The organism is Bifidobacterium sp. B4079, assembly GCF_026537385.1.
Lineage (GTDB): Bacteria > Actinomycetota > Actinomycetes > Actinomycetales > Bifidobacteriaceae > Bombiscardovia > Bombiscardovia asteroides_I.
The window spans coordinates 55,063-68,957 of sequence record NZ_JAFNMH010000001.1 but is presented as its reverse complement, the minus strand read 5'-3'; the positions used below and the strand labels follow the sequence as shown (position 1 = coordinate 68,957).

The window sequence follows — 13,895 nt, the reverse complement described above, 5'->3', positions numbered from 1 at the left end:
GGTCATCCCCGCCTATAAATCACGTCGGACAGGGGCATGAGGGACTGGTTCAGATCGACCGGGAAGCCCTCCAACCCCGTCCTCCAGGCCGTGGTCACCCGGTAGTTGAAGAGCCAGTCCGCCGCCGCATCGCTGCTGACAATCCGGGCGGCCTGGGCCAAGAGTCTGTCGGAGTCATCGGCGGAGGTCGTGGCCATGGCCTTCTGGTAGAGCTCCTGGACCTGACGATTGTCGTAGTTGTAGTAGTAGCCGGGGTTGGCCCACTGATGGAAGTCGTGGCTCTCGCCATGATCCACCAGGGACAGGTCGTAGTCCTTGTTGGCATGCACGTCCTGCAGCCAAACTGAAAACTCCACCACCCGCACATCCAGGTCGATGCCCACCTGACGCAGTTGCGAGCGCAGCTGATCGCCCAATTCGCTGCCGTAGGTGTTGGCATATGTCAGCCGCAGCTTAAGCGGGTGGTCGGGACCATACCCGGTCTGGGCCAGAAGCCTCCGCGCCTGCTCCGGATCGTGGGGGTAGAGCCCGGTCAGATCCCGATAGCCTGGATCCAGGGAGGGTATTGGACCGCCCAAGCCCCTGTCCGATCCGCCCCGGGATGCGATCAGCTGCCGATGATCAATGGCATGGCGGATGGCCTGACGCACCCGTGGATCGGATGTGGCGGCACCCTTGCCGTTCATGGCCAAGACGTACTTGTCGGTGTCGTCGCCCGCCTTGACCTGGAAGTCGGGATTGTTGCGGAATGGGCTGGCCAGGTTCTCGGTGACTGGAGCCAGCACCTGCACATCCCCGCTGCGCAGGGCGTTGACGGCGGCGTTGTCGTCATTGAGGTAGCGGATAACGATGGTTGGCGTCTTAGGCTTGTCGCTGCCCCAGTAATGCGGATCGGCCTTGAGGGTGACCGAATCGTTTGGACGGAAGTTTTCCAGGAGGTATGGACCGGAGCCCACGGCCTGGGTCTTCATGTCGTAATGGGCTCGCCGGTCAAAGACCAGACCAGCCCTGCCACTCAGCTGCCAGAGTAGATCCTGGTAGGGTCTGGACAGCGTCAGACGGACAGTCAGCGGATTCGTGGCATCAACGCTCTGGAAACCCTCCAGCATCTCGCTGCCCTGATAATGACCTGTCATGAGCCCGCGTATGGAGTCGACCACGTCCTGGGCCCGAAGAGCATGGCCATTGGAGAAGCGGATGCCCTCATGCAGATGGAAGGTGTAGATCAGCCCGCTTTCAGAGACATTCCAGGTCCTGGCCAGACCCGGGCGCACCCGGTTCCGGGAATCCCGTGACACCAGGCCCTGATAGACGTTGCCGATCAGAAGCTGATCCAGCGCCGTGCCCGACTGGCTGCGAATGTCCAGATTGGTGGGGGCCAGCTTGAGTCCAACCGTGACCGTTTCCGCCACGGTTCCGCCCTCGGCCTGACCAGCGGCTCCACGATGCCCGGTCCACAGGGAGAGGGCCAAGGCCAGGGCCAGCAGGAGACTGAGCAACTTCCAAGGCAGGCTGTTGCCACCTGACCTCATGGGCCTGATCCTGGCATTGAGTTCGGGATCAGTGCTGGGGCCTGACTCCTGTACCGCGCCTGTATCTGTTGCGGTCACACTGCTATGGGCATGCGCGCCGTCTCGATCTGCATTCATTGACGAATCCTTATGCTGCGGTTGACCGCCATTCTGGTCGATCACCGCCCACCAGCATACTCCCCGAAGCCACCACCCAGGCTTATGCGCTTAGGATGGGCTCGGAAAGCGCCACGCGCCCGGACGACGGCAGGGAGGAAAAGACATGCTGCTGGCCATCGACATCGGCAACACCAACATCGAGGTCGGATTCATGGAGGGCGACCAGGTCGCCGCCTCCTACAGGCTGACCACAAGAATTGACCACACAGCCGATGAGTTCGGGCTTCTGCTGGGGCAGCTCATGGCCTTGGCCGGCTACAGGACTGCGGATGTGCAGGACGCCATTATTTCTTCAGTGGCTCCTGCGGTCATGCATGCCGTCAGATCCTGCCTGATCCGCTTCTTTTCCATTGACCCAATGGTGGTGGGCCCCGGGGTGAAGACGGGCATGAACATCCGTCTGGACGACCCGCGTTCCCTGGGCGCCGACTGCCTGGCTGACTGTGTGGGCGCCTTCCACCGCTACGGAGGGCCGGTATTGGTCATCGACTTCGGCACGGCCACCACCTTCAACTATGTGGATGAAAGGGGCGCCATTCGCTCGGGCCTGATCGTACCGGGCATCCGTTCCGGGGCCCAGGCCCTTGCCGGTCAGACCGCCCAGCTGCCCCAGGTGGAGATCACCCGCCCTCAGACCATCATGGCCACGGACACCAGGACGGCCATGCAGGCCGGGCTCTACTACAACTTCCTTGGCGGTCTGGAGCGGATCATCCGCCAGTACCGCAGCGAGATAGGCCGGGACTTCCATGTGGTGGCCACGGGCGGCATGGGTCGTACATTCTCAGAGGACACTGACCTGATCGAGGACTACGATCCCGAGCTGATCTTCGCCGGTATGTACAGGATTCACCAGCTCAATGCCGATGGCCGACTACACGCTGCACAAGCGCGCCATTGACCTGCAGACTGGCCTGCTTGCCATCCCCGGCGATGCTGATCAGCGAGCCCACTAGAACCCGGCCTTCCAGCTGAACCCGCACCGGATGCCTGGTCCGATTGAACAGAAAGACGAAGCGCGTCCGATCATCCCTGCTGACTCGCTCAATTCTCAACAGATCGGCATCGCCTTGGGCCGACCTCATGTCAGCGACATCCAAGGCCTTCAACAGGGCAGGAAGGACCTTGGCCAGATTCTGGGCGTCCAGACGGCAGCCCAGGTAGGCGGCCTTGCCATGACCCCAGTCATGGACGGTCATGGCCGGCATGCCATCCAACCCCGTCCAGGGATCTGCCCGGTAGCTTGCCAGGACCTTGGTGCCCTTGTCCAGGCTGCCGATGACATCGGCCCAGTCGTGTGCGGTAACCCCGTCGGTCAGGTCCAGATGGTCCATCAGACCGGACGTGCCGGGAGCCATGGGCGCGAATTCCTCGACCGACAGACCCAACAGGTCCCGAAGCGGCCCCGGGTACCCGCCGGTCCAGACGCGGTCCTGCCCATCAGCGATACCGCTGCCCCATGTAACGATCAGCCGCCCTCCACTACGTACGTACTTGTGCAGCCGTTTGGAAAGATCGGCGTCAATCAGATAGAGGGCTGGCAGGACCACGAGCGGATACTCCTCCCAGGTGGCCCTGACCGGCAGGACATCAGGCCGGATGGCGTTGTCCAGGAACGCCCGGTACCAGACCGGAGGCTCCTGGCCATGCTCGACCCGGTCGCTGGGGGATGCCGCATGGGAGCTGGCCCATTGGCTTGCGTAGTCGAAGACCAGGGCCACCGGGGCCTTGACCAGCCTGCTGCCGGCCAGACCGGCCTGCGAGAGCCCCTGCAGGTCCCCTCCCAGCTGGCAGACGTCGTGGAAGACAGCCGTGCCCTCGCCTGCATGAGGCAACATGGCCGAGTGGAACTTTTCCGCACCGACCCGGGACTGCCTCCACTGGAAGTAGCAGATGGCATCAGCACCGAGTGCCAGGTGAGCCAAGGAGTCACGCTCCAGTTGTCCGGGCTCCTTGCGGGGGTTGACCGGCCGCCAGTTGACCGCCGATGTGGACTGCTCCATAAGCCACCAGGGACGTCGGCGGGCGATGGCATCCACCAGGCTGGAGGAGTAGGCCAGCTCCTCCAGATGATCCCTGCCCGGCGTCGCATAGTGATCGTTGGACACAAAGTCCACCTGGCCGCCCCAGTCATCGTAGTCCAGAGCGAATCCGCCGGCGCTGACCATGAAGTTGGTGGTCAGAGGAATGTCCGGGGTGATCTCAGCCAAGGTGTCACGCTCGGCCATGTAGAAATCCTTGAGAGCATCGGAGCTGAAGCGCTCGAAGTCCAGCATGCGTCCCGGATTCTGGAAATTCCCCTGGCCGATGAAACGCGGCGGCAGAATCTGCGAGAAGTCGCTCAGCCTCTGTGACCAGAAATCCGTGCCCCAGGCGCGGTTGACGGCCTCAATGTCCTTGTAACGGCTACGGCACCAACGCTGGAAGGCCCGCATGGCATCGTCGGAATAGTCGAAGCGATTATGGCAGCCATACTCATTGCCCACATGCCAGGCCACCAGATAGGGGTTGTCCCGATAGTGCTCGGCCATGGCTCGGCAGAGTTTCAAGGCGTAGGAACGGAAGACCGGCGAGGTAGGCCGCCAGTGCTGCCGAGCCCCAGGCCAAACCGTGTCGCCACGCTCGTCCCTGAGCAGAACCTCAGGATGGGCCTGGGTCAGCCACAGCGGCGGCGAAGCCGTGGCCGAGGCCAAGTTGACTCCGATGCCGGCCCGACCAAGCTTGTCAATGATCCGATCCAGCCAGTCAAAGTCGAACACACCCTGGGTGGGCTCTATGCGCGACCAGGAGAAGACCGCCAAGGCCACCACGTTGACCCCTGCCTTGGTCATCAGCCTAATGTCCTCATCCCATATATCCTCGGGCCACTGGTCGGGGTTGTAGTCGCATCCGTACCAGAGGGACTGCTGACCCTTGAGATGCTTGGGCCATCGATAGGCCCGCCTTGTCGGTTTGCTCATGGGTAGAACCTCCTGGTCCGTCTCGATTCTCGGACGGGGATGCCTGCCGCGTCCACGTCGTCCCGCGGCTCCGGGATCCCCTGACCATTATGTCCCACTAGGCTGACTGTTCTGACTCCTCATCAAGCATCCAAAGGAATAGAAGAGTTGAAAGCGCGATTAACCCCGGTGAAGGGGTCCGTGAATTCCAGGCGACGGGCCACCAATTGCAGCGGTCTGGAGAAGTCGTCATAGGCCCGGGTCTCGATTCTGGGGTAGAGATCGTCACCCACTATAGGCAGCCCCAGAGCATTCATGTGCACACGAAGCTGGTGGGTCTTGCCGGTTTCCGGGTAGAGGGTGTAGGTGGCCAAACATCCATGGCCCGCTGTCAGCTCGACCCGAGTAACGGCATTGACAGGCCCGCGCTCCTCCCAGGCCTGGAGAACCCCACGGCGCTTGATCACCCTGGAGCGGCGCTCTAGCGGAAAAATACAGGGTGGATTCAGGTATCGCACGGTACCAGTCTGCGGACGCGCTATAGGTCGTACCTGTGCCAGGCACTGGTAGACCTTGTGCACGCGATGCTTCTGGAAGAGCATCTGATAGGCCCGCCTGGCAGCAGGATCGCGTACCAGGACCAGCACGCCCGCAGTGGCCCTATCAAGCCTGTGGGCAGGGATGATGTCGGGCTCCCCGTAGAGTCGTCGCACTTTGATCAACACGGTGCCGGCATACCACATCCCCCTGGGCATGGTAGCCAGAAAGTGAGGCTTGTCGACCACGATGATGCGCCGGTCTTCATAGATGACTCTGGGTTCGAAGGGGATCTGCGGCTCCTCCAAGACCATCCTGTGCCCCCGCTGCCCGGACCCGACGACCACGGACAGCCTCTATTCCACCGTGACTGACTTGGCTAGATTGCGGGGCTTATCCACATCCAGACCCTTGAGTCGGGCCATGTCCAGGGCGAACAGTTGCAGGGGAACCACATCCACCAAGGGGCTGAGCAGGGTCGGACAGGGCGGCCGCCAAAAGACCACGTCAGCATAGCGGTCGGCATCCGGATCGCCCTCTTCGGCCACAACGATGGTGAAGGCACCCCGTGCCTTGACCTCCTCGATGGCCGAGATGACCTTGTCATGCAGCACATTGCGACCCCGGGCGCTGGGGACGATGACCACCACCGGCTCACCCGGCTCCACCAGGGCGATAGGCCCGTGCTTAAGCTCGCCGGCGGCAAACCCCTCGGTGAAGATGTAGGCGATTTCCTTGAGCTTGAGCGCCCCCTCCAGGGCCACCGGATAGCCCACATGCCGCCCCAAAAAGAGGAAGGAGCGAGCCTTGGACATGCGCTGAGCCGTCTGCCTGATGACCTCGGCCTGTCCGTCCAGCACTTTCTGGATCTTGGCTGGCATGGCCTTAAGATTGTCGATGGTCTGGTGAATCTCGTCTCGATACATGGTTCCCTTGACCTGGGCCAAGTAGAGCCCCAGCAAGTAGGCCGCCACGATCTGGGCCAGGAAGGCCTTGGTGGAGGCCACAGCCACTTCGGGGCCAGCGTGCGTGTAGAGCACGGCATCGGACTCCCTGGGGATGGTGGACCCCTGGGTGTTGCAAATGGCCAGAACCCGTGAACCCTGCTCCCGTGCATGCCGAAGCGCCATCAGCGTGTCCATGGTCTCCCCGGACTGTGAAATGGCCACGACCAGGGTGCGCGGGGTCAGAATGGGATCACGGTAGCGGAACTCATGGGCCAGCTCTACCTCCACCGGAATGCGGACCCAGTGCTCGATGGCATACTTGGCCACCAGTCCAGCATAGGAGGCCGTCCCGCAGGCCACGACGATGATCTTGTCGATCTGGCGGAAAACCTCCTCATCGATGTGGACCTCGTCCAAATCCAGGCCGCCCGACTCGTCGTACCGGCCCAGCAGAGTGTTGGAGACCGCTGCAGGGTCCTCGTGGATCTCCTTGTCCATGAAGGAATCCCATCCGCCCTTTTCGGCGGCTGAGGCATCCCAGTCGATGGTGTAACGGCGGGGATGCTCCACCGGGTGCCCTTGGAAGTCGGTGACCTTGACCTGGTCGGCGCTGATGCAGACGGCCTGATCCTGACCCAGCTCCATGGCCTGGCGGGTATAGGCCACAAAGGCGGCCACATCGGAGCCCAGGTAATTCTCTCCGTCTCCCAGACCGACCACCAGCGGCGAATCGTGCCGGATGCCCACCACCAGATCGGGCTGCCTCGAATCCACTGCCAAAATGGTGAAGGCTCCCTTGAGCATGCGGGCCAGCCGCCTGATGGCCTCGAAGATATCGGGCTGGCCGGTGGCATCGATAATCTCCTGGGCAATCTTGCCCAGGAGCTTGGCCGCTACCTCGGTGTCCGTGGAGGATACGAAAGTGTATCCCTCGGTCTCCAGGTCCAGCCGCAGCCTTGAGGCGTTCTCGATGATCCCGTTGTGAATCAGCGCGACCTTGCCGTCACGGCTGATGTGGGGATGGGCGTTGACATCGGTAGGTTCGCCATTGGTGGCCCAACGGGTGTGGCCGATGCCCACAGTGGCCTCAGGCATGGGCTTGGCCTTCAAATCGGCGACCAGATTACCCAAGCGCCCGGCCTTCTTGCGCACGGCTACCTGCGTCATCCGCGGGGCAGCCAGGGCTACTCCGGCCGAGTCATAACCTCGGTACTCCAAGCGTTCCAGACCCTTGAGACAGACTTCCAAGGGCCTGCCGCAGGCCGTCCGTACTGATCCCGCGTAACCGACGATTCCACACATGGGCCCCAGTCTAGCCACGGGAGTTCAGCCGCCGCGCGCCCAGAAAGCTTCTTGCCGGAATTTCTACAACCCGGCAGAGCCCGAGCCTAAAGCACGGTATGCAGGAATTCGGCGAACCTCTCCGTGCGTGGATGGTCGATGATGTCAGGGCCTCCCTGCTCCACCACGACTCCCTGGTCCATGAAGACGATCTGCTCGGCGACCTCGCGGGCGAAGCCCATCTCATGGGTGACCACCACCATGGTCATGCCCTGTTGGGCAACCTGCCTCATGACTCCTAAAACATCTCCCACCAGCTCCGGATCCAGGGCTGAGGTGGGCTCGTCGAAGAGCATGATGTCAGGATGCATGGCCAGGGCTCTCGCGATGGCCACACGCTGCTGCTGGCCACCGGAGAGCTGGGCGGGATAGTAGTCCATCCTGTCCTCAAGCCCTACACGTTCCAGCTGGGCCTGAGCCTCTTGGCGGGCATTGGCCTTGGGAACCCGGCCCACATGGACCGGCGCCTCCATGACGTTCTCCAAGGCTGTCATATGGGGAAAGAGATTGAAGCGCTGAAAGACCATGCCAATCTTGGAACGCTGTCTGGCAATGGCCTTGTCATCCAAGGTCTGCAGCACAGGGCCCTTGCCGGTATCGATCTTCCGGTATCCAGTCAGCTCGCCGTCCACATAGATTTCTCCAGCTGTGCGGGTCTCCAGCTGGTTGATCAGCCGCAGCAGTGTTGACTTGCCTGAGCCGGAAGGCCCCAGGACGGCCGTTACCGTGCCGGGCATGACCTCCAGGTTGATTCCCCGCAGCACATGCTGATCGCCGAATACCTTGTGCACATTCCTGATGACGATGGCCGGATCCTCGCCGCCTTGACCATCTTTCTTGGTCTGCCTGTCCTCGCCCATGATTCTCCTCCTGCACTCAGGCGTTTAGCCCGGCCATCATGACCTTGTTGACCTTGTCAGCATCCTGACGGGTCTGAAGGTCCTTGCCATCCTTGCCGTCCTTGGTCCCCGACCCGGTCAGGGGCCGCGAATCGAAGCCCTTGCCGTAGTGCTTCTCCAGCTGGGCCTGGATGACCATCAGGACGGAGGTGATGACCAGGTACCAGATGCAGGCCACGATCAGGAGCGGGATGGTCTTGTAGATGCGGTTGGCGATGGCATTGGTGGCGAACTGGAGCTCCAAGGTGAAAGGCACGGCAAGAGCCAGAGATGTTGTCTTGAGCATGCCGATAGTCTCATTGCCGGTAGGCGGCACGATGATGCGCATGGCCTGAGGCAGCACGATCCGCCGCATGATCATGGAGGGTGGCATGCCCAGGGCCTTGGCGGCCTCCTCCTGGCCTGGGTCCACAGCCTCGATGCCGGCACGAACGATTTCAGAAAGGTAGGCAGCCTCGTTAAGTCCCAGGCCCAGAACCGTGGCCACGGTGGCATTGAGCACAGTCTTGGTGTCGACGCTCCAGAACTCGGGCCCGAAGGGGATGCCGATGGCCAGCTTTGGTATCAGCACGGAAAGCAGGCCCCAGAAGACCAGCTGTGTATATACAGGGGTGCCGCGGAAGAACCAGATGAAGAACCAGCTGACCCACCGCAGAACCGGATTTGAAGACTTGCGCATGACAGCCAGGATGATGGCCAGGATTGTGGCCAGGACCATGGCGTAGACGGTCAGCAAGAGGGTCCACTTGATGCCGTCCAGGACGTGCTCATTGAAGAGGTACTTCCAGACAGTGGGCCAATCAAAGTTGGGGTTGGTCACCATGCCGTGGATCAGCATGGCCACGAAGATGGCCACGATGACGGCAGCCACAATCGGCCCCGGCTTGCGCACCGGCCTGGCATGTATTCTGCCGGGGATCTGAATCTGGTCCGTCCCCTTCTTGGTATGCATCTCCTGCTTCCTTCCACAACGCTGTACTGTTCAGGCCTGATCTATTGGCCGAACCGCCCGCTTAGGCGCGGGTCGCCCGATATGACACGACCCGCGCCCGGCCTTGCTCAGTCAGAGACCGCAGGGTTGATCTCAGCCTTTTCGACCGCACCGCTCTGGACGCCCCAGTTCTTGAGAATCTTGGCGTAGACGCCGTCGTCAATCAGCTTCTGAAGAGCCGCCTGCGTGGCCTCGGCCATGCCGCTGCCCTTCTTGAGAGCGGCACCTTGCAGGACGATATCAGCATCCTTGCCGAGCTTCTCCAGCCGTCCATCGGTCTGCTTTATGGCATACCCGGTCACTTGGGAGTCTGCGTAGAGGACGTCGATCTTGCCGTTGACCACTGCCGTGGCAGCGTCGGTCTGCTGCTTGTAGGACTGCACATCCACCGGCTTCTTGCCCTTGGCCTTGCACTCGGCCGAGATCTTGTCGGCTGCCTGCTGCTCTTCGATGGTCCCGGTCTGCACGCCGACCTTGACGCCGCAGATGTCGTCAGGATTGATCCTGGAGGGGTTGCCCTTCTTGACGGCAAAGGCCGTGCCCGCCTTGAAAGTGGTGACGAAGTCTACCGACTGCATCCGCTCTTTGGTGATGGTGAAGCTGGAGATGCCCGCGTCATACTTGTTGCCGATGGCCGGAATGATGGCGTCGAAGGAGGCGCTGACCATCTCCCCATCGAGCCCCATGACCTTGGCAATCGCGTTCGACAGGTCCACATCATAGCCAATGGGAGTCTTTCCATCCTCATTCATGAACTCGCCAGGCGCATATGAGGTCTCCATACCAACGGTCAGCTTGCCGTCCTTGGAAACCGACTCGGGCACCTTGGCCGCGATGGCCGGATCCTTCTTGATTCCGCTGACATCAAAAGCCGCTGGATGGGAGCTGGTGGTGGCCTTGCCCGAAGCACTGCTGGTGTCCGCCTCGTCGGTGGTTCCACAGGCTCCGATGGAAACCAGCAGGGTGATACTCAGAGCCGCCGCCAACACCGCCTTGATCTTGCCCATGTCTTCTCCTCTTCCGGACCGCCCCGAAGCGACCCCTCATTGCTCCTGATTGACATGCACTATTATGCACACATTTGTATTTTTATGCATGCAGATGAAGATTAAAGGTAGCCTACAGACTGCTTACCCGGGTATTTTTGGCTCAATAGCAGGCCAAAGACGCTATTGAACACTGCTGATTGCCCTCAGCTCCGGGCGTGTCGATACTGCATAGAGCATGAAGACTTCAACAGGCGGCTGTCGGCTTGCAGGAGAATTAGAAACATATCTGAGAGTTCAGCCACGCCGGTTGCGGTAGCGCATGGCCCTTTGGGCCTCGCGGCGGTCCTGCTCCTCCCGTAGAGACTGGCGCTTGTCATACTCGCGCTTTCCTCGGGCCACAGCAATCTCGACCTTGACCTTGCCATCCTTGAAATAAAGACTCAAAGGAACGATGGTGTAGCCCTTGGCCTGAATCCGCCGCTCCAAGCGAAGGATCTGCTGGGCGTGGAGGAGCAGCTTGCGCTTACGCTTGGGGGCATGGTTGTTCCAGGTGCCATTGAGGTATTCAGGGATATTGGCGTTCTCCAGCCAGACCTCGTGCCGCCGGTCAATGCTGACGAATGACTCCGCTAGGGAGGCACGCCCCTCGCGCAGAGACTTGACCTCAGTCCCGGTCAGCGCGATGCCGGCCTCGTACCGATCCTCAATCTGGTAATCATGACGGGCCCTGCGGTTCTGGGCGATCATCGACGTGCCGGTTTCCTTAGCCATAATATCCTCCTCCTGATCGCGCCAAGGAGGCTATCTGGCACTCCGGACAGCGATAATACCGTTCCAAGCGGCGAACCCGGCCCACACAAGCATCAGTAATGGATGTATTGGTAGTTGCCGGCCCCATAGACCGTTTCATAGGTAGGGAAGGAGGCGAAGCCGGTGCCCCCTTCGGAGATGAGCACCGATCCATCCGAATTGACCCGCTCGACCACAGCCACGTGGCCATAGCTCCAGTTGGCGTTCCAATGAGTGACCCGCTGGCCACGGGCGAAGACCATGACCGCACCGACATGAGGGGTGTTGTTGACTAAATAGCCCAGGCTACGTGCCGTGCCTGCCCAATCAGCACCATTGCCCATATAAGAGCCCACAGGCAGAGCCAGCTGCGAACGGCGTATATAGGCCCAAAGCGTGCACTGCCGCGCAGGATAGGCGCTGCCGCCCACTGAGTTGCCAGTCTTATGGCCATAGCAGAATCCAGAACCTGAGGGGCAACTGCCTGGTACTGCATAATTCATGCCGGAGGCGCCGCCACCTCCGTTGCCTCTACCATTATTACCACCGCCGCCATTGTTGCTGGGCGGGGTGGGCCGTGGAGCCGGTGACGGCCGGAAGCCACCACCGCCATTGCTGATCTGCTGGGCTCCTCCGGCATGCGGGTCGGCGCTGCCGCCCGGATTGCCTTTGTTCAGAGAGTCGATCATGGATTCGGTAGCCACGATATCTGCGGCTTCACGGGCCGACTGTGTGGTCAGGGCAGCCTTTTGACTTTCCAGCTGCTTGCGGGCTGCGGTCCCCTGGTCACGCAGGGCCTGCAGGTGGTCCTGCTTGGCCTGAGCCGCCGCTACAGCCTGCTGGGCTACCGCCTGCTGCTGATCAGCCTTGGCCTTCAGCGTGCTGATCTGCTCCTCGATGGCCTCCAGACGCTGCTTCCGGTTCATGGAGGAGTTGAGGGTGTTGGCCGCATCGTTGGCCGTATTTGCTTCGGACCTGGTTACAGCCGCATCGGACTGCATCTTGTCCACGAAGTCCTGAGTGCTTGAAGACTTAGTCACCACGTCCATGATCTGAGAAGTCTCAGACCCGTGAAAGCTCTTTCTGGCCATCTGAGCCACGCCAGCCTTGGCATCGTCATAATCGAGGCCGGTCTGACGTATCTTGGCCTCCAGGTCGGCACGATCCATGCGGGCAGCCTCCAGGCGGTCATTGGTGGCCTGTACCAGGCCATCGGCCTGCTCGGCCTGCTCCTGGGCATCGATGGCACTCTGCTGTGCAGCCGGAATCTGATTGGAAGTCAGATCATCCAGGCTCAATATCTGGTTGGCAAGCTGTGCACTGACACCAGCCAGCTTGCTCTTCAGGGCCGCGTGGCTCTGGACTTTCTGTTGGTAGCTGCTCCAGTCGGCACGCGCCGGTTCAGGCGCTACGGACAGTCCGAGGATTCCGCCGCCCAGCATCATGGCCAACGATCCGACGAGGCCGCAGATGGCCTCCCACCGTTTGGTACGATTCATGGTCAAATCCCTCACTATCAATATCCATGCTAGTCATCATTATGACAGAGATTGCACCCACGATCTGTTAGCCAGTCGCTGCAAATCAGGTCCGCAAATAACGCCGCAGGGAGATGGAGGATGCCAGCGCGGACAAGAGCATGGCCCCCAGAATCAAGGCTGGGGCCATGAGCAGAACCGTGGACTGGTCCACGTAGGGCATCCACTGGACCGTGCGAGCTAGCCAGTCGGTAATGAAGAGTTTGACGATAGCGCTCAGGGCTCCGACAGCCAGAAGCGAACCCAGCAGGGAGGCCACCACGCCCTCCAGAATGAACGGCAGCCGAATGGTCCAATTAGAGGCTCCCACCAGTCTCATGATCTCCGTCTCGTTTCGACGGGAAGCGGCGCTCATTCTGATGGTGGTGCCGGTCAGCAGAATGGCCACAATGACCATGACCACGGCCAGGACCAGAGTGACCGCCGTGGCTCTGTTGAGGATCTTGAAGACCGGGTCGAATATCTGACGCTGGTCGGAGACCTCCTCCACCCCATCACGCCCGGACAGCACCTCTGAGACCACCTGGTACTTGGTGGGATCCTTGAGCTTGAGCCGCAGGGAAGCCTGCATGTCTGCCGCGGTCATGGTCCTTCCCTCGTAGGTGCCGTCAGGGTACTGCTTGAGGAAGGTGTTCTTGAAGAAGTCTTCGCGGCTCTGGTAGGTGATCTTGGCCACGGAGTCATGCAGCTCGGTGTTAATAGTGTTCTCCAGCTTGACGATTTCGTCATTGGTGGGCGCCTTGCCGGTAGCGCATGAGGCCGCCTGACTAGTGCCGTCCGGGCAGAGCCAGACCACCACCTCCACCTGATCGTACCAGTCCCCCTTGGCCTTGCTGATCTGAGCCTGCATGAGGCCCGAGGCGCCTATGAACAGGAAGGAGATGAAGGTGACCAGCATGACCGAGAGGATCATGGACCCATTGCGGCGCAGATTGTCCCAAGTGCTGGAAAGGATGAACCGCAGTCTCATCGTGCCGCCTTCTTCTCGTCATCATGCTCATCCCGAGCCTGTGTGTCGTTCTTTCCTTGCGACTTCCTGGTCGTCTTGGGCGCTTCCGGTGGAGCAGGAGGGGCCGGCGGAGCCCCCATAGACTCGCCATCGCGATGATTGTCGCTCATTGAGACCTTTTCATTGGCCCTGGAATTGTCGGAGAACTGCTTTGAGGATTGCGCGACGTCCCGCTTCTTCTGGCCTGCAGACCGACTGGCTTCGCCGGTCGGTTCTCCTGGGCTG

Annotated in this window: 11 protein-coding genes; 1 reads left to right on the top strand and 10 read right to left on the bottom strand. The window is 61.1% G+C overall.

All coding sequences use genetic code 11. The features are described from left to right. Positions 1-2 precede the first annotated feature (2 nt). Positions 3-1,649 (bottom strand): ABC transporter substrate-binding protein, encoded by a 1,647-nt coding sequence (locus J3T95_RS00305; protein ID WP_267450001.1) that lies wholly within the window; start codon positions 1,647-1,649, stop codon positions 3-5. Positions 1,650-1,794: 145 nt separating this feature from the next. Here J3T95_RS00305 and J3T95_RS00300 point away from each other — a divergent pair, with 145 nt between their 5' ends. Next, positions 1,795-2,592, top strand: a complete 798-nt coding sequence (locus tag J3T95_RS00300) for a type III pantothenate kinase (protein ID WP_267450000.1) — start codon at positions 1,795-1,797, stop codon at positions 2,590-2,592. On the opposite strand, the gene J3T95_RS00295 is transcribed toward J3T95_RS00300, so the two are convergent. The 9 genes from J3T95_RS00295 to ftsX all read right to left on the bottom strand — a co-directional run bounded on the left by J3T95_RS00295 (position 2,549) and on the right by ftsX (position 13,631). Next, on the bottom strand, positions 2,549-4,651 hold the full coding sequence (locus J3T95_RS00295; RefSeq protein WP_267449999.1) for a beta-galactosidase: 2,103 nt from the start codon (positions 4,649-4,651) through the stop codon (positions 2,549-2,551). The two genes, J3T95_RS00300 and J3T95_RS00295, sit on opposite strands and share 44 nt — an antisense overlap. A gap of 122 nt (positions 4,652-4,773) precedes the next feature. After that, a complete protein-coding gene (locus J3T95_RS00290) occupies positions 4,774-5,481 on the bottom strand; it encodes a pseudouridine synthase (protein ID WP_267450548.1) in 708 nt (235 codons plus the stop codon). Between the two features lie 42 nt (positions 5,482-5,523). Then, a complete protein-coding gene (glmS, locus tag J3T95_RS00285; RefSeq protein ID WP_220236156.1) occupies positions 5,524-7,416 on the bottom strand; it encodes a glutamine--fructose-6-phosphate transaminase (isomerizing) in 1,893 nt (630 codons plus the stop codon). An 86-nt stretch (positions 7,417-7,502) separates the two neighbouring features. Continuing rightward, positions 7,503-8,315, bottom strand: a complete 813-nt coding sequence (locus J3T95_RS00280; RefSeq protein WP_220236157.1) for an amino acid ABC transporter ATP-binding protein — start codon at positions 8,313-8,315, stop codon at positions 7,503-7,505. 16 nt (positions 8,316-8,331) lie between these two features. Continuing rightward, complete coding sequence (locus tag J3T95_RS00275) at positions 8,332-9,306, bottom strand: amino acid ABC transporter permease (protein ID WP_267449998.1); 975 nt, start codon at positions 9,304-9,306, stop codon at positions 8,332-8,334. A gap of 107 nt (positions 9,307-9,413) precedes the next feature. Continuing rightward, positions 9,414-10,352 (bottom strand): ABC transporter substrate-binding protein, encoded by a 939-nt coding sequence (locus tag J3T95_RS00270; RefSeq protein WP_267449997.1) that lies wholly within the window; start codon positions 10,350-10,352, stop codon positions 9,414-9,416. A 276-nt stretch (positions 10,353-10,628) separates the two neighbouring features. Next, entirely contained in the window at positions 10,629-11,105 is a 477-nt protein-coding gene (gene smpB / locus J3T95_RS00265; RefSeq protein WP_220236160.1) for an SsrA-binding protein SmpB, read from the bottom strand. A 92-nt stretch (positions 11,106-11,197) separates the two neighbouring features. Beyond that, positions 11,198-12,622: a CHAP domain-containing protein gene (locus tag J3T95_RS00260; protein ID WP_220236161.1), complete on the bottom strand. Its 1,425-nt coding sequence runs from the start codon at positions 12,620-12,622 to the stop codon at positions 11,198-11,200. An 85-nt stretch (positions 12,623-12,707) separates the two neighbouring features. Then, positions 12,708-13,631: a permease-like cell division protein FtsX gene (gene ftsX, locus J3T95_RS00255; RefSeq protein ID WP_220236162.1), complete on the bottom strand. Its 924-nt coding sequence runs from the start codon at positions 13,629-13,631 to the stop codon at positions 12,708-12,710. Positions 13,632-13,895: the final 264 nt, after the last annotated feature.

Coding starts and splice junctions, on each gene's coding strand:
- glmS (WP_220236156.1), bottom strand. CDS start 7,416: ATGTGTGGAATCGTCGGTTACGCGGGATCAGTACGGACGGCCTGCGGC.
- J3T95_RS00275 (WP_267449998.1), bottom strand. CDS start 9,306: ATGCATACCAAGAAGGGGACGGACCAGATTCAGATCCCCGGCAGAATA.
- J3T95_RS00270 (WP_267449997.1), bottom strand. CDS start 10,352: ATGGGCAAGATCAAGGCGGTGTTGGCGGCGGCTCTGAGTATCACCCTG.
- J3T95_RS00290 (WP_267450548.1), bottom strand. CDS start 5,481: ATGGTCTTGGAGGAGCCGCAGATCCCCTTCGAACCCAGAGTCATCTAT.
- J3T95_RS00305 (WP_267450001.1), bottom strand. CDS start 1,649: ATGAATGCAGATCGAGACGGCGCGCATGCCCATAGCAGTGTGACCGCA.
- J3T95_RS00300 (WP_267450000.1), top strand. CDS start 1,795: ATGCTGCTGGCCATCGACATCGGCAACACCAACATCGAGGTCGGATTC.
- J3T95_RS00295 (WP_267449999.1), bottom strand. CDS start 4,651: ATGAGCAAACCGACAAGGCGGGCCTATCGATGGCCCAAGCATCTCAAG.
- smpB (WP_220236160.1), bottom strand. CDS start 11,105: ATGGCTAAGGAAACCGGCACGTCGATGATCGCCCAGAACCGCAGGGCC.
- J3T95_RS00260 (WP_220236161.1), bottom strand. CDS start 12,622: ATGAATCGTACCAAACGGTGGGAGGCCATCTGCGGCCTCGTCGGATCG.
- ftsX (WP_220236162.1), bottom strand. CDS start 13,631: ATGAGACTGCGGTTCATCCTTTCCAGCACTTGGGACAATCTGCGCCGC.
- J3T95_RS00280 (WP_220236157.1), bottom strand. CDS start 8,315: ATGGGCGAGGACAGGCAGACCAAGAAAGATGGTCAAGGCGGCGAGGAT.